At 62.7% G+C, this 21,906-nt stretch carries 19 protein-coding genes; 9 read left to right on the forward strand and 10 right to left on the reverse strand.

The genetic code is table 11. The annotated features are described in order from the left end of the window. Positions 1–193: 193 nt before the first annotated feature. The 4 genes from SX243_12680 to SX243_12695 all read left to right on the forward strand — a co-directional run bounded on the left by SX243_12680 (position 194) and on the right by SX243_12695 (position 4,409). A complete protein-coding gene (locus SX243_12680; protein MDY7093819.1) occupies positions 194–871 on the forward strand; it encodes a succinate dehydrogenase cytochrome b subunit in 678 nt (225 codons plus the stop codon). Positions 872–959: 88 nt separating this feature from the next. Further along, entirely contained in the window at positions 960–2,876 is a 1,917-nt protein-coding gene (locus SX243_12685) for a fumarate reductase/succinate dehydrogenase flavoprotein subunit (protein ID MDY7093820.1), read from the forward strand. A 28-nt stretch (positions 2,877–2,904) separates the two neighbouring features. Next, on the forward strand, positions 2,905–3,663 hold the full coding sequence (locus SX243_12690) for a succinate dehydrogenase/fumarate reductase iron-sulfur subunit (protein MDY7093821.1): 759 nt from the start codon (positions 2,905–2,907) through the stop codon (positions 3,661–3,663). 50 nt (positions 3,664–3,713) lie between these two features. Then, positions 3,714–4,409: an alpha/beta hydrolase gene (locus tag SX243_12695; protein MDY7093822.1), complete on the forward strand. Its 696-nt coding sequence runs from the start codon at positions 3,714–3,716 to the stop codon at positions 4,407–4,409. A 17-nt stretch (positions 4,410–4,426) separates the two neighbouring features. On the opposite strand, the gene SX243_12700 is transcribed toward SX243_12695, so the two are convergent. From SX243_12700 to SX243_12710, 3 genes are all read right to left on the reverse strand, one after another. Then, the gene (locus tag SX243_12700) at positions 4,427–4,648 is read right to left on the reverse strand and encodes a hypothetical protein (protein MDY7093823.1); all 222 of its coding nucleotides are present in this window, start codon (positions 4,646–4,648) and stop codon (positions 4,427–4,429) included. Between the two features lie 278 nt (positions 4,649–4,926). Then, a complete protein-coding gene (locus SX243_12705) occupies positions 4,927–7,512 on the reverse strand; it encodes a serine/threonine-protein kinase (GenBank protein MDY7093824.1) in 2,586 nt (861 codons plus the stop codon). Then, the gene (locus SX243_12710; protein ID MDY7093825.1) at positions 7,505–8,119 is read right to left on the reverse strand and encodes a sigma-70 family RNA polymerase sigma factor; all 615 of its coding nucleotides are present in this window, start codon (positions 8,117–8,119) and stop codon (positions 7,505–7,507) included. Before SX243_12710 ends, SX243_12705 begins: the two co-directional genes overlap by 8 nt. Positions 8,120–8,285: 166 nt before the next feature. Here SX243_12710 and SX243_12715 point away from each other — a divergent pair, with 166 nt between their 5' ends. From SX243_12715 to SX243_12730, 4 genes are all read left to right on the forward strand, one after another. Beyond that, positions 8,286–9,590, forward strand: a complete 1,305-nt coding sequence (locus tag SX243_12715) for an aspartyl protease family protein (GenBank protein ID MDY7093826.1) — start codon at positions 8,286–8,288, stop codon at positions 9,588–9,590. A 187-nt stretch (positions 9,591–9,777) separates the two neighbouring features. Next, positions 9,778–10,425, forward strand: coding sequence for a hypothetical protein (locus SX243_12720; GenBank protein ID MDY7093827.1), 648 nt, complete (start codon positions 9,778–9,780; stop codon positions 10,423–10,425). Between the two features lie 94 nt (positions 10,426–10,519). Continuing rightward, positions 10,520–10,885 carry a hypothetical protein gene (locus SX243_12725; GenBank protein ID MDY7093828.1) on the forward strand — a complete coding sequence of 122 codons (366 nt, stop codon included), beginning with the start codon at positions 10,520–10,522 and terminating at the stop codon, positions 10,883–10,885. 104 nt (positions 10,886–10,989) lie between these two features. After that, positions 10,990–11,343, forward strand: coding sequence for a hypothetical protein (locus SX243_12730; GenBank protein ID MDY7093829.1), 354 nt, complete (start codon positions 10,990–10,992; stop codon positions 11,341–11,343). A gap of 296 nt (positions 11,344–11,639) precedes the next feature. On the opposite strand, the gene SX243_12735 is transcribed toward SX243_12730, so the two are convergent. Together SX243_12735 and SX243_12740 are read right to left on the reverse strand one after the other, a co-directional pair. After that, complete coding sequence (locus tag SX243_12735; GenBank protein MDY7093830.1) at positions 11,640–12,467, reverse strand: hypothetical protein; 828 nt, start codon at positions 12,465–12,467, stop codon at positions 11,640–11,642. Positions 12,468–13,299: 832 nt separating this feature from the next. Further along, a complete protein-coding gene (locus SX243_12740; protein ID MDY7093831.1) occupies positions 13,300–13,551 on the reverse strand; it encodes a hypothetical protein in 252 nt (83 codons plus the stop codon). Between the two features lie 619 nt (positions 13,552–14,170). Here SX243_12740 and SX243_12745 point away from each other — a divergent pair. Further along, positions 14,171–15,301, forward strand: coding sequence for a hypothetical protein (locus tag SX243_12745; GenBank protein MDY7093832.1), 1,131 nt, complete (start codon positions 14,171–14,173; stop codon positions 15,299–15,301). Here SX243_12745 and SX243_12750 read toward each other — a convergent pair. The 5 genes from SX243_12750 to SX243_12770 form a co-directional block, all read right to left on the reverse strand. Next, positions 15,209–15,748, reverse strand: coding sequence for a transposase (locus SX243_12750; protein ID MDY7093833.1), 540 nt, complete (start codon positions 15,746–15,748; stop codon positions 15,209–15,211). The two genes, SX243_12745 and SX243_12750, sit on opposite strands and share 93 nt — an antisense overlap. A 221-nt stretch (positions 15,749–15,969) precedes the next feature. After that, on the reverse strand, positions 15,970–17,163 hold the full coding sequence (locus tag SX243_12755; protein MDY7093834.1) for a hypothetical protein: 1,194 nt from the start codon (positions 17,161–17,163) through the stop codon (positions 15,970–15,972). A 3-nt stretch (positions 17,164–17,166) separates the two neighbouring features. Continuing rightward, positions 17,167–18,357 carry a hypothetical protein gene (locus SX243_12760; protein MDY7093835.1) on the reverse strand — a complete coding sequence of 397 codons (1,191 nt, stop codon included), beginning with the start codon at positions 18,355–18,357 and terminating at the stop codon, positions 17,167–17,169. A gap of 238 nt (positions 18,358–18,595) precedes the next feature. Further along, the gene (locus tag SX243_12765) at positions 18,596–20,599 is read right to left on the reverse strand and encodes an oligopeptide transporter, OPT family (GenBank protein ID MDY7093836.1); all 2,004 of its coding nucleotides are present in this window, start codon (positions 20,597–20,599) and stop codon (positions 18,596–18,598) included. Positions 20,600–20,669: 70 nt separating this feature from the next. Next, a complete protein-coding gene (locus SX243_12770) occupies positions 20,670–21,839 on the reverse strand; it encodes a hypothetical protein (GenBank protein MDY7093837.1) in 1,170 nt (389 codons plus the stop codon). Positions 21,840–21,906: the final 67 nt, after the last annotated feature.

A 21,906-nucleotide genomic window follows, 5' to 3' on the forward strand; every position in this document is an offset into this window, starting at 1 on the left:
GCCGGCGACGCAAGTCGAACAGCAATTAACAATCCAGGAGCGAGGGCATATGATCAGCATCCCGCCGCAAGTGTGGCGTCCGCTCTGCGCGGAGCCCCAAGGCTTCGAAGCGCAGACCCCGGGTACGCTCGCTCGTTTCCAGGATCGAAGGCATGGAGCTGCTGGTTTGTCGGCGGCTCGCGGGGAGTAAACGATGGCTTGGCTGATCGATTTCTACCGGTCCCCTCTGGCGAAGAAAGTGGTGATGGCCGTGAGCGGCATCATGCTCTTCGGCTTCGTGGTGGGCCATTTCCTGGGCAATCTCAAGCTTTACCTGGGCCCGGAAGAGCTCAATCACTATGCCGAGGGTCTGCGCACCCTGGGAGCGCCCTTGTTCCCGGAGACCTCGGTGCTGTGGATCGCCCGCATCGGGCTGTTGGCGGCGGTGGGGCTGCACATCTGGTCCGCCTGGCAGCTGACTCTGATCAACCGCCGGGCCCGGCCCGAGGGCTACTCCAAGAAGGGGGTCGTGCAGGCGACCTACGCGTCCCGCACCATGCGCTGGGGTGGAGTGATCATCCTGCTCTTCATCATCTACCACCTGCTGCACCTCACCTTTGGCTCGGTGCACCCGGACTTCATTCCCGGCGACGTCTACCACAACGTGGTGGAGGGCTTCAAAGTGCCCTGGGTGGCGGGCTTCTACATCCTGGCGAATCTGGCCTTGGGGCTGCACCTCTACCACGGGCTGTGGAGCATGTTCCAAAGCCTGGGCTGGAACCACGGTGCCTACAAGAACGTGCGCCGGCCCTTCGCCGTCGCCTTCGCCGTCCTGATCACCCTCGGCAATATCTCGTTCCCCCTGGCCGTGCTCACCAAGATCGTGAGCTGATCCGCCTGGGATCCGAAGGCCTGTACCTGGAAAGACCGAATCTCGAAGGCCCATAACTCGAAGGCCCATAACTCGAAGGAAAGCAATCATGGAGCTGGACGCAAAGATCCCCTCGGGGCCCATCGAAGAGAAATGGGAGAAGCACCGCTTCGACATGAAGCTGGTGAACCCGGCCAACAAGCGCAAATTCGACATCATCGTCATCGGGTCCGGTCTCGCCGGCGGCTCCGCGTCGGCGACCCTGGCGGAGCTCGGCTATCACGTCAAATGCTTCTGCTTCCAGGACAGCCCGCGGCGGGCTCACAGCATCGCGGCTCAGGGCGGTATCAACGCGGCCAAGAACTACCAGAACGACGGCGACAGCGTCTTCCGACTGTTCTACGACACGGTCAAGGGCGGTGATTTCCGCTCCCGGGAAGCCAACGTTTACCGCCTGTCCCAGGTCAGCCTCAACATCATCGATCAGGCGGTGGCCCAGGGCGTGCCCTTCGCCCGCGACTATGGCGGCCTGTTGGACAATCGCTCCTTCGGCGGGGCCCAGGTTTCCCGCACCTTCTACGCCAAGGGCCAGACCGGCCAGCAGCTGCTCCTCGGCGCCTATCAGGCGCTGGCGCGGCAGATCGCCGGCGGCAAGGTCCAGATGTTCCCGCGCACCGAGATGCTCGACGTGGTAGTCCACGAGGGCCGAACCCGAGGTGTGGTGGTGCGCAATCTGATCACCGGCAAGGTGGAGTCCCACGCCGCCGACGCGGTGGTGCTGGCCAGCGGTGGCTACAGCAACGTCTTCTACCTCTCCACCAACGCCATGGGCAGCAATGTCACCGCCGCCTGGCGGGCGCAGCGCCGCGGTGCCCTCTTCGCCAACCCTTGCTACACGCAGATCCATCCGACCTGCATCCCCGCTAGCGACGAGCACCAGTCCAAGCTCACCCTGATGAGTGAATCGCTGCGCAACGACGGCCGCATCTGGGTGCCGGAGCGGGCGGACGATGAGCGGTCGCCGAATCAGATTCCGGAGTCCGAGCGGGACTACTACCTGGAGCGCAAGTATCCCGCCTTCGGCAACCTGGTGCCCCGGGACGTGGCCTCCCGCAACGCCAAATACGTGGTGGACGAAGGCCGCGGTGTCGGCCCCACCGGCATCGGCGTCTACCTGGACTTCGCCGACGCCATCCGCCGCGACGGCAAGGCCGCCGTGGAGTCGCGCTACGGCAACCTCTTCGAGATGTACGAGCGCATCACCGGCGAGGATCCCTACTCGGTGCCCATGCGCATCTACCCCGCGCCCCACTACACCATGGGCGGTCTGTGGGTGGACTACAACCTGATGACCACCGTCGACGGCCTGTACTCCATCGGTGAGGCCAACTTCTCCGATCACGGCTCCAACCGCCTCGGCGCCAGCGCCCTGATGCAGGGCCTGGCGGACGGCTACTTCGTGCTGCCCTACACCATCGGTGATCACCTGGCCAAGCATCTGGGGGAGGAGAAGATGACCACCGACCACCCCGCCTTCAAGGCGGTGGAGGACGAGGTGCAGCAGAGGCTGAACCGCTTCCTGGGGATGAAGGGCAGCCGCAGTGTGGATCACTTCCACCGCGAGCTGGGCCGCATCTGCTGGGAAGAGTGCGGGATGTCCCGCACCGCCGAGGGCCTGAAGAAGGCCTTGCAGCGGATTCCCGAGCTGCGGCAGGAGTTCTACGAGGACGCCTTCATCGGCGGCGGTGGTGATGAGCTCAACTCGAACCTCGAGAAGGCCGGCCGGGTGGCGGACTTCTTCGAGCTGGCGGAGCTCATGTGCTACGACGCCCTGGATCGGGAGGAGTCCTGCGGAGGTCACTTCCGCGAGGAGCACCAGACCCCCGGTGGCGAGGCCAAGCGCGACGACGAGCACTACTCCTACGTTGCCGCCTGGGACTACCAGGGCCCGGGAGAAACGCCGATTCTGCACAAAGAGCCCCTGGAATTCGACTACGTCAAGCTGACTCAGCGCAGCTACAAATAAGCCGCGGACCCGTTAGGAGCGAGGGAAAATGAACCTGACTCTGAACATTTGGCGCCAGACCGGCCCCGACGCCGAGGGCAAGCTGGTGCGTTACAAGCTGACCGACGTGAGCCCCGACATGTCCTTCCTGGAGATGCTCGACATGCTCAACGAGAAGCTGGTGGAGAAGGGCGAGGCGCCGGTGGAGTTCGACCACGATTGCCGCGAAGGGATCTGTGGTTCCTGCGGCGTGATGATCGACGGCCAGGCCCACGGCCCCATGCCCGGCACTACCGCCTGTCAGCTACACATGCGTCACTATAAGGACGGCGACGAACTGACCATCGAGCCCTGGCGGTCCTCCGCCTTCCCGGTGATCAAGGATCTGGTGGTGAACCGCAGCGCCTTCGACCGCATCATCCAGGCCGGCGGCTACATCTCGGTCAACACCGGTAGCGCGCCGGAGGCGAACCTCATTCCGGTGCCCCACGACGTGGCCAGCGACGCCTTCAACGCCGCCACTTGCATCGGCTGCGGCGCCTGCGTGGCTCAATGCCCCAACGGTGCCGCCCAGCTCTTCACCGCCGCCAAGGTCTCCCACCTCAACCTGCTGCCCCAGGGCCAGCCGGAGCGTTGGGAGCGCACGGAGAAGATGGTGGCGCAGATGGAAGACGAGAGCTTTGGCTCCTGCACCAATTTCGCCGAGTGCGAAGCGGTGTGCCCCAAGGGCATCAGCATCGACTTCATCGCTCGGATGAACCGCGACTACGTCAAGGCCCGCTTCAAGACCGCCAACAGCGGCGACTGACGCCGACCCACTTCGAACTGGCAGCGGAGCGGCGGGGTCGCAATCGAGCCATGAGGATTTTTCTGCTCCACGGCATGGGCCGGTCCATCGCGTCCATGGCCTACCTCGCCTGGCGACTGCGGCAGATCGGTCACCAGCCGACCCTCTTCGGCTACCTGGTGATGACCACCGATCTGCAGGACATCGCCGACCGTTTCGCGCAAAAAGTCCAGCAGGTGATGGCGGAGGACGACGCCCGCCTGCCCGCCGGTGAGTCTCCCCCTTCCTACGCCGTCATCGGTCATTCCCTGGGCAATGTCATCACCCGGCTGGCCAGCCCCCATCTCGTCCCCGGCTTCTCCCGCTTCGTCATGCTGGCACCGCCGAACCACAACCCCACCGTGGCGGGGCAGTTGGAGGGCAACAAGATTTTCCACTTCTTCACCGGCGACGCCGGCCGCAAGCTGGCGTCGGAGGACTTCTACGACCAACTGCCGGTGCCTGACGTTCCTTCCATCATCGTCGCCGGCACCGGCGGCCCGCGGGACCCACGGCTGCACTTGGGCGATAGCGCCAACGACGGCATTCTGACCGTCGAGGAGACGCGGCTGGACGGAATCCCACTGGTGGAGGTGAACGCCATCCACACCTTCCTGATGAACCGCACCGACGTCTTCGAGTTGATCCGCGACTTCCTCGCCGCCGCGGACGAGGACGATCCCGCCGCTGCAGTGCTCGCCGAGCGAGCTTCCGCCTCCGTCGCCTGATTCTTCGAGTCTGCTCCTCAGGCCTCCTCGACGGTCTCGGCGCCGGCGCCGTCACTACCGGCTGCGCCTTCGGCAGCAGCCTTCGCCTCCAGGTTCATCGCGGATTTGGGCAGCCGGCTGCCGTTGGGGAGGAGGTCGAGGTCCGGGCGGACGCCGGCACTGGACAGCTTGAAGCGCTCGCAGCGCTCATAGCGTCCGTCGCAGTACAAGGACTGCCAAAATGTCAGGTTCTCGGACATCCGGAAGAGTGGGAACAGAGGACACTTGGCTTTGTTGGGGCACTCTGGCATGGAGACTCCCGTGGATGACGCACCACTCCTGCGACCCCTACTCCTAGCGTCGGTTTGCAGGGTCAATTCCCGCGGAGAACTTTATCTGATGTCGAAAGCAGAATGCATTTCTTGACAAGTTTTCTGGCTCTGCCGACTGTTGGGCGGCTCTTCCGGAGGGTGGTACCCAAGTGTTGGTTCGCCTCCGGAGGGTGGCACCCAAGTGTTGATTCGAGGTGTTGATCCGCCTACTCGGCCGCCTCCATCACCTCCCGCAACGCCCTCATCTCCTCCCGCCCCTGCAGCCCCGCCAGCTCCTCCCGATCCAACACCCCCTCCTTCCGGTATCCTCGCTCCACCGCCGTCTCCAGCAGCCGCAGAGCCTCCTCGTCCTCGCCTCGCCGGGCTTCCACCAGTGCTAGTTGGTAGGCCGCATCCTGGACGTAGGGATGGTCGGGGCCGTGGACGACTTCGTAGCCTTCGAGGGCCTGACGGTAATACGTGGCGGATTCGTCGAGGCGGTCGGGGTGGAGGGAGAGGAGCCAGCCGAGGTCGTAGAGGGCGTCGTGGGCTTTGGGGTGGTCCGGGCCGACGGTGTCGAGGCGGCCCTGGTAGACCTGGCGGTAGAGGGTTTCGGCTTCCTCCAGCTCGCCGGTGTCCCCCAGCAGACCGCCGAGATTGCTGAGGACGGTGAAGGTGGCGGGGTGGTCGGGGCCGAGGACGCGGGTGCGGCGTTCGAGGGTGTCGCGGAGGAGCGGCCGGGCTTCGTCGAAGCGTTGGAGCTGGATCCACACGCTGCCCAGGTTGCTGGCGACCATCAGGGTGTGGGGATGGTCCGAGCCCAAGGTCGCCCGAAGATCTTCCAGCAACTCGCGATAGACGGCCTCGGCGCCTTCCAGATCTCCCCGAGCGAAGAGAACGGTGCCGAGGGAATTGGCGGTGGCGAGGGTGTCCTCGTGGCGGGGACCGAGAACCTGGCGGCGGGTAGTCCACACCTGGCGGAAGAGACGCTCCGCCTCGTCGAGGCGCCGGTTGAAGACGCGAAGGCTGGCGAGGTTGGCGCGCAGGTCGAGGGTTTGAGGATGGTTTTCCCCCAGCTCTCGGGCGCTGGCGGCCAGCGTCGTCTGCAGCAGCTCTTCCGCCCCGTCGTAACGGCCGAGAGTGATGAGCAGGCCGCCGAGATCGGAGCGGGCTGCCAGGGCTTCGGCGCTGTCGGCGCCGTCCACCCGGGTGGCGGTGGCCACCGCCGCTTCGAAGAGAGGGAGGGCTTCCTGGAAGAGGCCGAGATTCTGGTACACCTGCCCCATGGTGCGCTTGAGCCGGGCACGCACCAGGGAGGGCGCCGCTAGACGCTGGTCGATCTCGGCGCTGCCGCGGTCGAGGATTTCCCGGGCGGTGATGGTGTTGCCCAGGGCCTCGCTGGGGTCGGAGACCTCGAAGAGGCCGGTGAGGAAGGTGGAGACCTGGCGGGCGACCTCCGCCTCGCGGTTGGCTCGTTCCGCCTCGGCGGCGATGCGCCGGGCCTGGACGGCGGTAACGACGCTGAAGACGATGAGCGCCGAGAGCAAGAGCGCTCCCAGTGTCACGGCGAGACTGTGGCGGCGGGCAAAGGTCCGCAGACGGTAGGCCAGGGAGTCCGGGCGCGCCGCGACGGTGCGGCCGTCGAGGTAGCGCTGGAGGTCCTCGATCATCTTCTCCACCGAGGAGTAGCGACGTGTCGGCTCTTTGCGCAGGGCTTTGAGCACGATGGCGCTGAGGTCGCCGCCAAGCTCCTTGGCGAGCCGCTCCGGAGTGGTCCGGCGGCCGGCGGCGATCTTCGCCTTGGTGGCGATGGTGTCCTCCTCCGGACCTTCCGGCGTCGGCTCCAGGAAGGCCTTGCGCAGCGGCGCCGGCGGCTCCTCGCTGATGGCCCGGGCGAGCTTCAGGGGCGAGCGGGAGCTTTCCCGGTGGTAGGGCGTGCGGCCGGTGAGGAGGAGGTAGAGGAGGAGGCCCAGCTGGTAGACGTCGGAGAGGGTGGTGACGGGCTCGCTGCGCACCTGCTCGGGGCTGGCGTAGGCTGGGGTCATGGGGCGCAGGCCGTGGTCCGCCACGGTGAGGGAGGCCTCCGCCTCCGAGCCCACCAGCAGCCGGGCAATGCCGAAATCCAGCAGCTTGGGATGACCTTCGCCGGTGACCAGGATGTTGGAGGGCTTGATGTCCCGGTGCACCACCAGGTTGCGGTGGGCGTAGGCTACCGCCTCAGCAATGCGCAGGAAGAGCTCCAGCCGCTGGCGCACCGTCAGCCGTTCGTGGTCGCAGTAAAGGTCGATGGGCACGCCGTCCACCAGCTCCAGCACCAGGTAGGGGCGCCCCTGGTCGTCGACGCCGCCGTCCAGAAGCCGTGCCATGTCCGGATGGGTGGCGCGGGCGAGGATCTGCCGCTCCTGCTCCAGGCGGCGCACCATCACGTCGCTCTCGGTGCCAACGAGGATCTGTTTGAGGGCCACCTCCTGCTCGAAGCCGCCATCGATGCGCTCCGCCCGATAGACCACCGCCATGCCGCCGCGGCCCAGCTCACCCAAGAGGCGATAGCGACCCACCACCGTTCCCGGCGGAGACGCCGGAGGCGGTTCGTCGTCATCCAGCAGACCGGCCCCGGCGGGAGCGCTCAGCCGCAGTCCCGGGATCAGCTCCTCTTCGTCTTCCTCGAGGTGGGAGAGTAGCCGTTGGACCAGGGCGAGAAGCTCTTCATTCCCCTCCGTGGCCCGCTCCAGGAACGCCGGGCGCTCCGCGGCGGGCACTTCCAGGGCCTGGTCCAGGAGCTCGTCCGCCCGCTCCCAGAGCTGGTCATCCACCGGCGTCTCCGTCAGCCCCCTGGTCCCCAGCGTTCGGAAGGTCGGCGTCCTGGGACAGCTCCTCCCGCAGCCAGGCCCGTGCCCGCGCCCAGTCCCGCTGCACGGTGCGCAGGGAAATATCGAGCGCGTCGGCGGTTTCCTCTTCGGTGAGGCCGGCGAAGTAGCGGCACTCCACCACCCGCACCAGACGCTCGTTGCGTTCCCCCAGCCGCACCAGGGCGCGCTCCAGATCCAGCAGGCTGTCAGCCTGGGCCTCGACGCCGATCCGCCCTTCCTCCAAGGTCACCGGCCGCTCGTCCCCGCCGCGCTTGGCAGCGGAGCTACGGCGGGCGTAGGAGATGATCACCTGACGCATGGCCCGGGCGGCGACGGCGAGGAAATGGGATCGGTTCTCCCACTGTGTGCCCGCTTGGCCGGCGAGCTTGAAGTAGGCTTCGTGGACCACTCCAGTGGCACCCAGGGTGCGCCCCGACGGCCCCCGGCGCAGGTGGCTACGGGCGATGCGCCGCAAGTCTTCGTAGACCAGAGGCATCAGTCGGTCGAGGGCTTCTTCCTCACCGGCACCGAAGGCCTGGAGGAGCTGGGTGATCTCTTGGGCTCCGCTCATGGATACATTCCTCATTGAGTAAAGTCCGAATTGTACCCGAGGCAGGTGACGGTCTCCGCACGGGGTTGGTGAACTCTGCGCCAGCTCTTGCGTAGGTAGGGGAATGATGCTCTCTTCAAGACATGGGGTGCGTGGTTTTGCCGTCTCTTGGGCCCCCTCGGGATGGTTGGCCGTAGGCTGTCTCCTGCTGGTGGGCTGTGCCGGCCCGAACGAGAGCCCGGCCGAGGATCCGGAGGTGGCGCCGGCCACCCGGACCGAGCTCGCCTGGCCTCAGCCGGAGGTCGAGCTGGAGGCCCTCGATCCCTCGGACATCCCTCCCGTGTCCCGATCCTCGCCGCCCGAAGGCTTGCAGGCGGCTTTGCAGCAGCTGGATTTCGGCTTCGTGGACCGTCACGAGGTCGAGGGGCCTCCGCGGCAGCTCTCAGAGCTCTTCGAGGCTGTCTTCTCGCGAGGCCGAGAGGAGGCCCTGTCCGCCGCCGCCGAGCTTTCTCAGCGGCAAGATCTCGACGCTTTAGCCGGTCTCGCCGGTGCCGTGCACCAGAATCTGTTGATGGACGCCGGGCGCTACGGTGAGCTGGCCGCTCTCCTCGCCGAAGATGAGGTGCCGCCCTTCGTCGCCGGCCTGGCTGCCTTGCCGCCCCAGCGGGTGAGCTTCGTGGACGAGCCCTTCAGCACCGCCATAGAGCCTAGTCCGGCGGGTCCAGCGATGGTGGCAACTGGAGTTGCCGGCCATCGCTTGAACCTGCTGGTGGATACCGGGGCCTCGTTCTCGGTGCTCAGCGAATCGGTGGCCCACCGGGTCGGAGTGGAGCTCGGCTCGGCACCCGGCTTCGACGTCGAGACTTCGGTGGACGCCCCGGTGAGAGCGCGCATCGCCTCCCTCGGCCTGCTGCGCTTCGGTCGTGCCGAGGTGCGCGATCATCCTGTGCTCGTGATGTCCGACGAGGCCCTGCGCTTTCCCCTCCCCGACGGCAGCCAGTGGAGCCTCGACGGCATCGTCGGCTGGAACATTCTGCGGCAGGGGCGGCTGGTGCTGGACTGGAAGCGGGGAGTCTACGATTTTTCCCCCAGTCGTGGTGGGAGTGATGCCGAGCCCAATCTCTTCTGGCTCGGCTACCCCCTAGTGACCTGTCGCACGGCTGACGGTGAGCCCCTGCTCTTCGGTCTCGACACCGGGTCCCGCAACACCTCTCTCGAGGCGTCGGCGCTGGACAAGCTGAGCTTCGGCGAGGTGCGGAAGAAGACCGTGACCATCGGCGGCGCCGGTGGCACCCAGGAGGTGGAGACGGAGGTGGTGGACTGGCTGGAGCTGATCATTCACCACACCCGCGTGGCCGTTGCCGACGTCCAGCGGGAGGACCACGGCGACGCATTCTTCGTCACCATGGACGGCACTCTGGGAGTAGATTTCACGCAGCAGGCGCGGATGGTGGTGGATTTCCCTCGGGGAGAATTTCGCGTCGAGCCGTGAGGGAACCAGCGGTATTTCTCCGCGTTATTGAATAGAGGGAACTCGAATCTCCGGTCCTCTGAATACCTGGCCCTCCAAATCTCCGAACTCCGCACCCGGCCCCCCGCGGTAGCGTTTATGGAGCGCCAGTCTTTTCCGAACGGCAGCGCTTTCAGCGAACGATACAAAGATCAATGCAGGAGGAAGAATGGAATTCCCCGACCCCACGTCTCTGACGGTTCCCACGCCACCGCCGGGCAAGTTGGTGACCGCCGACGGTGGCGAGCTGACCTTCGCCCAGGGACCGCTGACCGTGGACTTCACCCTGCGGTTTTCCAGCCGGGACGACGAAGAGGCCATTGATCTGGTGCAGTCGCAGCTGACCCTCGCTACGCCGGACGGCCGGCGCTGGGTCGGCGAGGGAAGTTTTGGCGGTGCCTTCGCTGGCGAGGCGCTGTTGGAGAGCGAGACCCCTCCGCATGCCTATTTCGAGCAGGACGCGCCGCCGGCTTGGAGCACTGCGTTGAAGGAGCGCTGTCTGATCGAAGGACTGCGGGATCTTTGGGATGACCGCATCCATGCCCGCCCGACCATCAGCGAGCGGGAAGTCTTCATCCCGGTCAAATATCAGGGACCGGAGATCGACGTGGGGGTCCATCGCGGCGCCGGCCGTGACCTCCTGGTGGTGCGCGTGCGCCAGCTCTACGACGGCGACGACGCGGAGATCCTGCCCCCCATCCTCTACCTCCTCGATCCCGCCAAGTTGGTCTTCCGCCATACCATTGAGGACGACGAGGGCTGGCTCTACGACAGTGGTGAGGAGCAGGCCATCGTGATGCGGCCGGTGGAAGACTAGGGCCTAAGAATGAGGCGGTGGCTGTCCCAATTCTCGGGAGCTTGGAAACCCTATCGGTACATTCTCCCTCATCCACCTCCCAAGGAGAAGCAGCATGGCCCAAGCCGTCGACATTCAAGCTCTCGCCGTTTCCTACCGTCGCCTGGTCCAATGGGTTGGGGTTCAGCTGCTTCTGATGTTCTCGCCAGCGGTCCTCGAATTGGTCGTCAGTGACGACAATCCGGTCTTCCCGGTGGCCTCCCTTGCCATCGGCCTCATCGCCCTGGCTTCCGTCTTCGCCCTAGCGATCTATGGCTATCGCACGGCCCGGGCTCTGGGCTCCAACCTCGGCTTCTTCTGGGCTCTCGCGATGCTCTTGCCCTGCGTCAACCTTCTGGTGCTCTTGGCTCTCAGCTCCAGAGCCACTCAGGCCTGCCGGGCCGAGGGGGTCGAGGTGGGACTGTTGGGGCCGAAGATCTAGGGCTATGGGTGACTCCCCCGGGGATTGCGAGGAACGATCTACTGGGCTCACTGGTCTCTAGAATCGGTTACCGGGAGTTTGGAACAGGGAGCCAGGAAGCGATCATGCTGCCCACGGTGAAAGCCCGAGAGCTCTGGGGCGTCGGCCCCACCGCTGCCCCTTGGGAGCGCCTGCCCCTAGACCGATTCGTCCGCACCGCGCCAGGGTTGGACTATGCCCTGCTCGCTCACGGCACCCTGCCGCCCCAGGCGGTGCTCAACGACTTCCTCGCCCGCGGCGAGTCCAACGCCGGCATGAGCGGAGCGATGATCTGGAAGCCTCTGGAAGTCAGCGAGGCCGAATATGACGAGCTGGTCGAGGTGTTGTGCACCGATCCGGAGCTGGAGGTCGCCGTGGACGAGGACTCGGCTCAGGTCGAGAGCTTTGAGGAGTGGGTGAGTGGGTTGAGGCGACGGTAAGTGTTGAAAACAAAAGGACCAACATTTGGGTCCCCCCTGTAGGGCCTGGTGAGCCTCCCCGCCCGTTTTGGCTCGATTCAGACCGGAAATCTCTGGCCCTCAGCTGGCTTGGGCAGAGGGTTTTCAGGAAGTGGTACCCAAGTGTTGGTTCGTCAACAGAGGAGGGCTTTTTGGGTCTCATTTTTGAAGAAATCTGAGACGCAAAAGCGTTTGTCGTGCATCTGTTCGTAGCTAGCTCAGGAGGGTGGTACCCAAGTGTTGGTCCCGCTAGCAGTAGCCCCGGCTCCGGCCCGAGTTCACCGACAGCGCAGCCGCACCGCCTCGCCGTCCGGTCGCCGTAGGTGCAAGCCGACTTCTAGCAGCACGATGCCGTCGAGGGGGGCGCCCTGTGCATCGAGGAGCTGGCCTACGCCGGCCCGCTCCAGTCCTTCGGCATCCACCGCCAGTCGCGTCTCTGTGGTGCCTTCGCGGAATAGGCCGCCGGTTTGTAGCACCAGCACCACCTGTCCACCGCTGACCCGCACCAGCCCGAGCCGCTCTTTGCGGTCCTCGTAGCTGCCCCCGCTCACCGAGAGGGATCGAACGCCACGATCAAAGGCGCTCTGCACCTCTTTCTCGTCTAGCTCCCCATCGCCGTTCTCGTCTTCCCACAGGTAGAGGAAGCGCCACGCTGCATCCCCGCCGTCCACCTGTTCGTCGCCGTCCTCGTCGAGGACTTCCAGGAGATTGCAGCGGGAGCTGCGGGTGAATCGCTCTTCTGTCGGCGCCTCTTCCGCTGGTTCCTCTGCCGCTGGCTTTTCTTCTGCTGACTCTTCGGGCTTCGGTTCGGGCTCAACCGGTGCGGGAGGTGGGTCGGGGAGTGGTGGTGGAGAGGGCTCGGGTTCTGCTGGCAGTTCTGCAGTCACTGCAGGTTTCGGTACCGGCTCCCGCTGCCGCATCTCCTCCAACTCCGCCTCTATCCGCCGCCGCAGCTCCGGTGGCAGCTCGTCCAGCAACTCCTGGATCTCCGCTTCCAGCGCGCGGATGCGCTCCATTTTGTGTTGCTGGCTGGGGGTGGGTTCTTGGGCTGGGGTGGTGGTGGGGAAGAGGAGGGCGAGGATGCTGAGGAGGATGAGGATGCGCATGGGGAGAGTTTACCTGTCATCTCGCCGCTGGCGCTAAGCGCAGATTCAGCCGTCCTTCTCGAGTGGTAAACTGGAAAAATGACCCGCGAAGTACTCCTGCAAGAAGCCTTAAAGCTCTCCCGCCGCGACCGTGCCGATGTCGCAGCGGAGTTGCTCGCAAGCCTAGACGACAAACTCACCCAAGATCCCCAGGAGCTTGAGAAAGCCTGGGCCGCCGAGATCGAGCGGCGTGCTCGCAGAGTTCTGGCAGGCGAGTCAGAAGGCGCTCCGTGGGAAGGGGTGAGGCAACGAGTCGGACGGCACTTGGCGAGGTAGTGACGACGCCGCTCCGGTTTGAGGCCGAAGCCGAATGCGAGCTCGAAGAGGCGACCCGCTGGTATGAAGAGCAGCGCCCCGGCCTCGGTGAGCGGTTTCTCCACGCAGTCGACATCGCAGTCGAACAGATCCGGCAGCTCCCGGCAGCTGGAGCGCCTGTAAGGCATGTCCCCGCGAGTCTGGGAGTGCGTCAGGTTCCGGTCGATAGCTTCCCGTACTGTGTGGTCTATCTCTGCACTCCCGAGACAATCCGTGTCTTGGCCGTTGCCCACTACCGGCGGCGGCCAGATTATTGGCTGGATCGAAAGTAGTGCAGTATGCGACCGGTCAGGAGCCAGCTGATAAATCGAGCATGAGCTCGGTCCGTCAATCTCCTCCTCGTCTCCTCACCGCAAAGATCGCTCAGGAAACTCCGTCTATGTAGGCCTTTTTCTCCCCCGCCCCCGACGCTGAAGGGTCTCCCCCAGCTCCCAGCCGGGACCCTGGGAGCGCCGGCTTCCCAGCCGGCCTTTCCTGCCTACTCCAACCGCTTCTTCGCGAAGTACATCGTCAGTGCAGCGATCCCTGCGATGGCCACCAGCGCCACCACCTGCGTACCCACGGGACCCAGACCCAGCGGGAAGCCGGTGATTTTCTCGCCGCCGGAGATGCCGACCCAGGCGGCCAGGAGGACGCCGGTGAGGCCGCCGCCGCCGACCAGGCCGGAGCCGAAGAGGACACCTTGTTCGCGGCGGCGCTCGGCTTCCTTTTCGGGCTGCTTGCGGGTCATGAGGTGAAAGGCAAAGAGTTGGGCTGCCCCTGGCGAGGTAGTGCCGACGTGACTCCGATTTGAGGCCGAAGTCAAACGCGAGCTCGAAGAAGTGGCCTGCTGGTATGACAGGCAGGGGCTTGGCTGCTCTGAAAAGTACCTGCGTGACGGGCAATGTTGCGGTTGAGCTGATTGAGAAGTGGGCGGTGCCTGGAGCGCCTGTTGCCGAGATCCAAAGATCGTTTTGCCGGAAGTCGTCAGCTCTCCGCAAGAGCGCTACGAGTCGTTGGGGATTGTTCCAGACGATGATGCCTCTTAATTGATACAGCGAGGTGTGGGGTCGCGCCAACTTCGCGAAAGTCAGAGGGTTTAACTTCCGTTACTCATACACGAGAAGATGCTAGCCGGTGCCCAATGTTCTGACTGCCGCGATCTTTTTTCTATTGCGCTAGTCTGATTTGATGTGTATGCTAAGAGCATACATTTTCTTGGAGTTGTGGGCTGCGTGATTGTTTGCGCGGGCATAGTGGTGGATTGCGAACGGGGTCACTGACCCTATCCTCGGGCGGTCTGCGTCCGGCAATTTCTTGTGTCATGACTCGTTCTGCACGGGGTTATTCTTAGAGGTAGGAGGGTATTTATGGCTTTTGTGAGTGACTGCATCCGGCAAGGACGTTTCCTGGTCTTAGGCATTTTTCTCTTGGGCGGTGTTGGTGATGCTCATTTCGTCTTTGCTTTTACTTGTGGAGAATCAGTCAATTTTGAGCAAGGTGTGCCTATTGATTGGGATGTCTTCGACTATGATGGTAATGGCGTTGCTTGGTCCTTGACGGAAAGTGCCCAATGTACTCTATCGAATCAGACTGGGGCAGACGGGGTAGGAGTGTGTGTGGATGCTCAAATGCAGCCAGATGCTTGGGCCGGCCTCAGGAGTCCGGGCTTTTCGCTGGTAGGACAATATGGTGCTCGTCTTGAGTTTCGAGCTGCGATGAGTCATGTGGGGGCAAGTGACTATTTTATTCTGTGGTCTTTGGATACGACCAATGGTTGGCAGCCACGCTTTGTCTGGCAAGATGATCACTCGGGTGGTCTAGTTTCTGTCAACCTCGATGCCCTTGCTGGTGAAAGCGAAGTCTACATTGAGTTTGCCTATGACTCGAATCCAGATGGAGGTTGGGTCCAGGTAGACGAAGTTCAGCTATTCTGTTCGCCAAGTTCTCCGACTCCTCCGAATATAGTCTTGAATGCAGAGTTTGATTCGGATATTTTGAGTTGGGAGAGTCTTGCAGGGATCGCGCAATGGGACTCTCTTGACTCAGGAGGCTCGCCAGCGTCGGGCTCCGCTTTGGTTTCTGGCTCTGGTATTGGGGCGACGTTTGTCAACGTACTGTTTCAATGCCTGCCAGTCCAGGAGGGGGTTAGCTATGACTATTCTGCAAGGGTCCTCATACCTTCTGGGCAACCAGGAGCCGGGTATGTGCTGTTACGTACAACCTGGTATCAAGATAGCGAATGTCAGAATTTTGTCCGTGATGAGTCGGTCTCCCGTACCTCTGTCGTAGGCGCCTGGGAGGAACTTGCTGGGACAGTGGTCGCGCCGATTGGAGCGCAGTTTGTGCGGGCTACAATTGGCATCGGGAATGCCGTCGATCAAGGCGACTTCGATGCTCACTTCGACTCAATCCACTTTGGTGAATCTCTGCAACTTTCGATCTTTGCTGATGGCTTCGAGTCGGGCGGGCTCTCGAGATGGTCTATCTCGGTCCCCTGAGTGCAGTAGCCTCGTGGTTCTGCGCAGTTTGAGACTAAGAAGGGCTATTGGTTGAGAAGACTTGGCAGAGCCCGAAGCCTGGTCATCGAAGGTAGGGAGATTCCTGCGGCTGCCGCATAGCGACTTGACCGACGTCTCTCGACGCTTGTAGCGCTCGATGCTGGCGACTTCGAAGGGGAGTCGTCGCAGCTTCGGCATCTTTAGTTTCACCCGGCCTGCCTTGGTATCGAGCTCCCGCGAGTAGGTGTCCGAGCGATAGTCGCGCCGAGTGTCGGTGCGCTCGTAGCGAGCTGCATTGCACAGGCTCTCGGCTTCGGCCTCAAGCAGCTCATTGAGAGTCTGCTCGACCGTCCCCCGAACCAGCTCACCCAGGTGGTCGTGAATCTGCTCCTCGTGGATTCCTACGATGGGGCTACGCCGCCGAGACTGCCCAGTATCCTTGTCTATGGTGGCCTCATCCTCCTTGGTCGTTGGTTGGTGCTACTTCCATTAGACCAAGGCGAGGCCACCGCCTCACCTGAGATGTTGCGAAAGAAACTGTACGTCATCCTGGAGTGATTGGGAGGCCGGGGCAAAGACGGTTGGAGTGATACGCTGGCTCAACAGTGAAATGCTCGACGTTGATCAGTGGGAATTCCTCCCACTCTGTAGTCTTACTAGATCTTGCTCTATACAAGTGAAGCGCGAGAGATGCTATGGAGCCAAGGATTTAGAAAATCCACGAATTCACTGGCAAGCCCGGGCGTTCGGACCAAATATCTTTCGGTTCTCTTAGTATGGATAAGCGCGCATCGGATGTCGTAGAGCAGGTTGGATTCCTGCTTCGTTGTTAGGGGGCTTTTCAGGGGCGTTTTGTTTAATTGCTTCCAAAGCTCTGCCGTTGGGGGGAGTCGTAGGGGGTTGTGGGTGCCATATCGCTGTGCTATCTCAGTGATTAAATTATGTATTTGTATTCGTTCCTTGGCTCGGATTCGCCACTCAGAGGCAGCTTGAAGTAGGTTCCCTTGGTCCAGTAGGACTTGCACTCTGCGAAGTTGATTGTCTATGAGGGAATTCTCAAGAACCTGATAGAGTCGAATGTATTGATCGAAGGGGTCCGTCGAGTCTAGTGCGTCGATGAAGAGCTTGATTTTCGATAAGCTCGGTACGCCTGCAGGTTGTGGGTCACTGGGTAATGGCAAAGATGACATCGTTGTGGTTCTAGCGTGCTCTACCAAGCCAAGATCGGCTGCAAGTAGTAGGGTTACAGATAGAGTCTCTGGGGCGCTCTCAGCTAAGCCTGCAGGCAGAGTAAGAAGCGATGACAGCTCCACGAGGTCGCCCGGATTTGGGGCCGCCCTTGGGTTTAATACCTCTTCAAGGCGCTCACACCAGTAAACTACAGCATGCGGCGAATCAAGCCAGCCAGTCCTATCTGTCCAGAGCTGGCCCACTCCAAGCTTCTGTGGGACGTTCTGCGAGGTGCCGAAAGAGCCTGCAAATGTAGTTGTTTTTGTGTCAAGACCATTTCTAACTCCAGACCCAACTCGCAGTGGGATGATCATCCGTCCCTGGATATTCGCGGTACTTAGGTCCTTCGTTGATGCGATCCTGTTAGGGGAGAGGTCGCCGGAATGAAAAGCGATTGCTGCAACAGTCCAAGGTATCCGCAGTGTGACATTGGTGCCTGTCAAGATGTCTACATCAGCGGTTGGTTCTTCTGCGCCGTAGTCGATTAGATAAGCATCGGAAAGTGCTTGCCCGTCTTCTCCGAAAATCACACGCCATTGGCGAGCATCATCTGGATTGGCGGTTAGCACATTGTGGCCAGCCTTTACCAGCGTGTCGAAGAAGGCCCTTGTGGTGCCTGCGTCCGCTTGCATACTCTACACGCGGCGAGCAGCGTACTTCCAGTGTGTAGAGAAGTCATCAGCGGTATCGTCCATCATGGCATGATGTAAGGCATGAAAGACGAACTCCCGCTGTGTGTCTCCAATCTTCTTTGAGTCGGCTAGGAGTTCTGGAAGGAGGCGATTGAATGTCGCTAGGGAGATTGGGTCATCAGACGATGGGGTAAAGTACGAGAGCAGCCGCTGAGCTGCGTTGCTGAAGCTCTTCGCATCCTCCGATTTCTCAGTCGTGAACCCTGCAGCGGCAGCGAAGCCCAGCAAGTAGGGTTTCGTTGCAAGAAACTTGACTCCAGTCTCAACTGCGTGGCGAATGGGTTCATCCTCAAGGTCTAGGCTGCCTGGAGCTTTTTGGTCAGCAGGGTATGACTCTTCCATCTTCTGGTCAAAGCTGCCTAGCAGTGAGATAAATTCGTTGATATCAGACTCGACCCGAGCTTCGTCAAAGCTTCCCATGAAGCTTTCTTGGTCCATCTCTTCTAAGACTTGAGACTTGGCGTCGATAAAGGGAGTTCGTTTCATGAAGGCCGTGAAAGCTTCTACTAAGTCTGCGGCTTGATATTGCTTAGCGTGCACTCGCCTTCTGGGGTCCTTGTCATTAAATATTTCGAAGCTCTCGTCGGCTCCTCTAAGCTTTTCGATGAGATGCAGGTTGACGATTTCTAGCTGATGCTTCAGCGTCATTGGGGTTTGAGCTGCGTTGAGAAGCATCATGCGGTAAAGGATTGAGGGAAAGCTGATGGAGGTCCAGATCTCTAGTCGCAGCTCTTGTGCAAGGAAAGCAGCAAGCTCTTCGGGATCTCCGTCCTGCTCGATCTCATCGCGTAGTAGGCGCAGGTGGTGTGTACGCTGCAGGCCGTCAACGATATAGATCTTGTCTGAGGTGAGCCTTCTTAGAGATTGAATATCTGGACAGTCTTCTTCGTGGGGTATGTCGTGTTCCTCGGCCACTGCGAGCACAACTACTGGTAGGGTGCCTCCGCGACGCACGTCGCGGCGTAGTCTTTCGTAGTAGCTGCGTCGTGAGAGAATCCTACGTTGGATAGTGAGATTCTCTTCTGCACCCTCTACCAAATTCAAGTAGTCGCCCATGCTTATTGATGCGAGGGTTGTGATGGCGTCAATGCGCTTGTCTCGGAGGGAGTGAAGTGGTTCTAGCGTTGTAAGCATGCCGTTCTCTTAAGTAGTCTGTTGGTGCCTGATATTGTTCTATGAGAGCTTAGGGTTTTTTTGAGAGATTATCATGGTGTAGTCGCAGGCTGTTATGCGCAGGCCAGTTCTGAAAGCTCGGGAATCCGACTCTAGAGCGTCTCCCAGATCTCCTGTGAGCAAGGTCCCACGGTGGATCCGAGGAACCAGCTTCTCCATCGCCCCTGGGAGCGCCGGCTTCCCAGCCGGCCTTTCCTGCTTACTCCAACCGCTTCTTCGCGAAGTACATCGTCAGTGCAGCGATCCCTGCGATGGCCACCAGCGCCACCACCTGCGTACCCACGGGACCCAGGCCCAGCGGGAACCCGGTGATCTTCTCGCCGCCGGAGATGCCGACCCAGGCGGCTAGGAGGACGCCGGTGAGGCCGCCGCCGCCGACTAGGCCGGAGCCGAAGAGGACGCCTTGTTCGCGGCGCCGCTCGGCTTCCTTTTCGGGCTGCTTGCGGGTCATGAGATAGCGCAGCACGCCACCGACGAAGACGGCGGCCATGGTGGAGAGGGGGAGGTAGACGCCCACCGCGAAGGCCAGGACCGGGACGCGGAAGGCGGCGGCGATGAGGGCGATGCCGACGCCGATGCCGATGAGGGGCCAGGGCAGGCTTTGGTCGAGGACGCCGTCGATGACCAGCTTCATGAGCACCGCTTGGGGAGCTGGAAGCTCCTCACCCCCGAGACCGCCTTGGACGTTGCTGTCGAGGAGCATCACCACCGCACACACGAAGCCGGCGGAAGTGATGACGCCCACCAGCTCACCGATCTGCTGGAAGCGGGGGGTCGCGCCGAGGAGGTAGCCGGTCTTCAAATCCTGGGAGGTGTCGCCGGCGATGGAGGCGGCGATGCACACCACCGTGCCCACCATCAGCGCGGTGGCCTTGCCGGCGGTGTCGGTCCAGCCGAGGAAGAAGAAGATCATGGACACGCCCAAGAGGGTGGCGATGGTCATGCCGGAGGTGGGGTTAGAGGTGACGCCCACCAGGCCGACGATGCGCGAGCTGACGGTGACGAAGAAGAAGGCGAAGACGGCGATGAGCACCGCTGCCAGACCGCGGGCCAAAATGCTGTCGATGGCGCCGAGGACGTTGGGGATCAAGGTCAGGGCCAGCAGGATGGAGCCGACGAAGAGCAGCACCGTTTTGAAGGAGAGATCGCGCTCGGTGCGCGGGGTGGCGTCGCTGGCGTCGCCGTCGCCGGAGGCACCATCACCGGAGGTCGCGGTCTTCTTGATCTGGGCGAAACCGAGCTTGAAGGACTCCAACATGGTGGGAATGGATGCGATGAGAGTGATCAGACCGCCGGTGGCCACGGCGCCGGCGCCGATGTAGCGCACGTAGCGGTTCCAGATGTCGCCGGCGCTCATGGCGGAGATGAGCTGCTCCGTTTCCGGGTAGACCGGCGCCGCCTGGGAAGCACCCCACCAATCGATGGCGGGAATGATGACGAAGGAGGAGAGGGCGGCGCCGGCCACCATCACCGTCGCCACCCGGATACCCAGGATGTAGCCGACGCCGATGAGAGCCGGAGAGACGCCGATGGCCAGCTTGGCCTTGCCGGCGATGGCGAGCTCGAATTTGCCCGCCACCACCTTGAATCCGTCGGTGAGAAGCTTCCACAGCATGCCGGCGCCCAGGCCCCAAAAGACCGGCGCCGCCTGCTTGCCGGCGTTCTGCGACGCCACCAGCACCTCGGCGCAGGCCAGGCCTTCGGGGTAGGGCAGTTTGCCGTGTTCCTTAGCGATGAGATAGCGCCGCAGGGGGATCATGGCGAGCACGCCCAGCAGGCCGCCGGCCATGGCCAGGAGGGTGATTTGGCGCCACGCCGGGGCCATGTTCCAGATAAAGAGGGCGGGGATGGTGAAGAGCACGCCGGAGGCCACCGACGACGACGCCGAGCCGATGGTCTGGGACATATTGGCTTCGAGGATCGAGTGCCGCACCCCGAAGATGCCCAGCAGTCGGAAGGCCACCACCGTCAGCACCGCCACTGGGATGGAGGTGGAGATGGTGAGGCCGGCCTTGAGACCCAGGTAGGTGTTGGCGGCGCCGAAGATGACGCCAAGGATGGCGCCGGTGATCACCGCCTTGATGGTGAACTCGGTGAGTTTCTGCCCCGCCGTCAGGGGCGTGTAGGTTTCCCCCTCTTTGAGCTCGTATGCCGTGGGCGGCAGCTTGGTGGTCGTCGACACCGGTCCGTGCGCTTCAGCCATGGTCTCCCCTCCGAATTTGCGATCTAAAGATGCCGCGCAAAGTTAGCATGGTTCGGAGCGGAGGTCAGGGCTACCGATCCAGCTCGTCGTCCCCCAGGTCCAACACCACCGACAGGTCGTCCTCGTCGCGGTGGATCACCTCGTAGCGGCGGCCGGCGGCGTATTCTTTCTCGAAATGCTCGTCGCTCCACTCGGTGTGGTTGGTGAGCCAGATGGTGAAGTCGTCGTCCTGGCGGACCTTGGAGAGCATCTCCAGGGTTTCCAGATCCGGATTGTCGTGGCGACCGTTGGCGGAGAAGACGTAATTCTGCGTCGGTAGGCGGCGGAAGAAGTCTTCGTCGACGTTGTGGATGCTGCCGTGGTGAGGCATCTTGAGCACGTCGACCTCGAATTGGCTGTCCGGATCGTCGGTGAGGAAGCCGGCGGCCTCCAGCCATTGGAGCAGGCAGTCGCCGCGGGCGTCGCCGGTGAGGAGCATTTTCTTGCCCTCCGCCTCCGCCAGCACCGAAATGGAGGAGAGGTTGGCGGCGGAGCTGTCGAGGTAGGCGGCGGCCTCGGTCTCCGCCTTTTCTTTCTCCAGGATCTTGGGCAAGTCTTTCTTCCACTTCTCCCGCAGCTCGTCGATCTGGGGCTTGTCCGGCCCGAGGACCGTCAGCTTGAGACCTTCGGAGAGCTCCACCTCCGCCCGCCCCTGCTCCGGCGACTGCACCAGCTCGGCGAAGGGGCTGTTGAGGTTGAGGGCCAGGCGCTCGGCGTTCTGGCGCAGGCTGCGGCCCTGGCTGACTCCCGCCAGCACCAGCTCGCTCTGGTGGCTGAGGTGGAGTCCGGGGAGGGGCGTGCCGGCGGCGGAGGCGGCAGCCACCGAGGCGCCGACGGCGGAGAGCAGGTCGGCGCCCTCGCCGGCCACCAGGTCGTCGAAGCTGTTGTGCCAGAGGGTGAGAATGCGGTAGGGAGGCAGGCGGTTGCGCTCCCGGTCGCGGATCATGGCGTTGGTCAGATCGAGGATGCCGGCGATGTGGTCGGCGTCGATGTGGCTGACCATCAAGATTTCGATGCGCAGGGGCTCGTCGGGGTCGTCCTGGGCCTCCCGCAGCTCCAGCAGCCGGGGCTTGAGGGTCTTGTTGTAGACCCCGCGGGGGCCGCCGTCGATGAGGATCAGGTGCGGCGCATCGGGATCGCCCCAGTGCAGCAGGAGCGAGTCGCCTTCTTTGGCTTCCAGAGCTTCGAGGGTGAAGAGCATGGCGTGGGTCTCCTAATCGTTCAGGCGATACATGGAGGCGATGGTCGAGGTTGGTGGAAGATGAGCA

Source organism: Acidobacteriota bacterium, from assembly GCA_034211275.1.
Taxonomy (GTDB): Bacteria; Acidobacteriota; Thermoanaerobaculia; order Multivoradales; family JAHZIX01; genus JAGQSE01.

What these genes read in the sequence shown, in the direction of transcription:
- SX243_12700 (MDY7093823.1), bottom strand. Translation starts at nt 4,648, where the DNA reads ATGTCCGAGAACCTGACATTTTGGCAGTCCTTGTACTGCGACGGACGC.
- SX243_12710 (MDY7093825.1), bottom strand. Translation starts at nt 8,119, where the DNA reads ATGAGCGGAGCCCAAGAGATCACCCAGCTCCTCCAGGCCTTCGGTGCC.
- SX243_12735 (MDY7093830.1), bottom strand. Translation starts at nt 12,467, where the DNA reads ATGCGCATCCTCATCCTCCTCAGCATCCTCGCCCTCCTCTTCCCCACC.
- SX243_12680 (MDY7093819.1), top strand. Translation starts at nt 194, where the DNA reads ATGGCTTGGCTGATCGATTTCTACCGGTCCCCTCTGGCGAAGAAAGTG.
- SX243_12755 (MDY7093834.1), bottom strand. Translation starts at nt 17,163, where the DNA reads ATGCAAGCGGACGCAGGCACCACAAGGGCCTTCTTCGACACGCTGGTA.
- SX243_12770 (MDY7093837.1), bottom strand. Translation starts at nt 21,839, where the DNA reads ATGCTCTTCACCCTCGAAGCTCTGGAAGCCAAAGAAGGCGACTCGCTC.
- SX243_12725 (MDY7093828.1), top strand. Translation starts at nt 10,520, where the DNA reads ATGGCCCAAGCCGTCGACATTCAAGCTCTCGCCGTTTCCTACCGTCGC.
- SX243_12690 (MDY7093821.1), top strand. Translation starts at nt 2,905, where the DNA reads ATGAACCTGACTCTGAACATTTGGCGCCAGACCGGCCCCGACGCCGAG.
- SX243_12765 (MDY7093836.1), bottom strand. Translation starts at nt 20,599, where the DNA reads ATGGCTGAAGCGCACGGACCGGTGTCGACGACCACCAAGCTGCCGCCC.
- SX243_12695 (MDY7093822.1), top strand. Translation starts at nt 3,714, where the DNA reads ATGAGGATTTTTCTGCTCCACGGCATGGGCCGGTCCATCGCGTCCATG.
- SX243_12720 (MDY7093827.1), top strand. Translation starts at nt 9,778, where the DNA reads ATGGAATTCCCCGACCCCACGTCTCTGACGGTTCCCACGCCACCGCCG.
- SX243_12685 (MDY7093820.1), top strand. Translation starts at nt 960, where the DNA reads ATGGAGCTGGACGCAAAGATCCCCTCGGGGCCCATCGAAGAGAAATGG.
- SX243_12730 (MDY7093829.1), top strand. Translation starts at nt 10,990, where the DNA reads ATGCTGCCCACGGTGAAAGCCCGAGAGCTCTGGGGCGTCGGCCCCACC.
- SX243_12745 (MDY7093832.1), top strand. Translation starts at nt 14,171, where the DNA reads ATGGCTTTTGTGAGTGACTGCATCCGGCAAGGACGTTTCCTGGTCTTA.
- SX243_12760 (MDY7093835.1), bottom strand. Translation starts at nt 18,357, where the DNA reads ATGCTTACAACGCTAGAACCACTTCACTCCCTCCGAGACAAGCGCATT.
- SX243_12740 (MDY7093831.1), bottom strand. Translation starts at nt 13,551, where the DNA reads ATGACCCGCAAGCAGCCCGAAAAGGAAGCCGAGCGCCGCCGCGAACAA.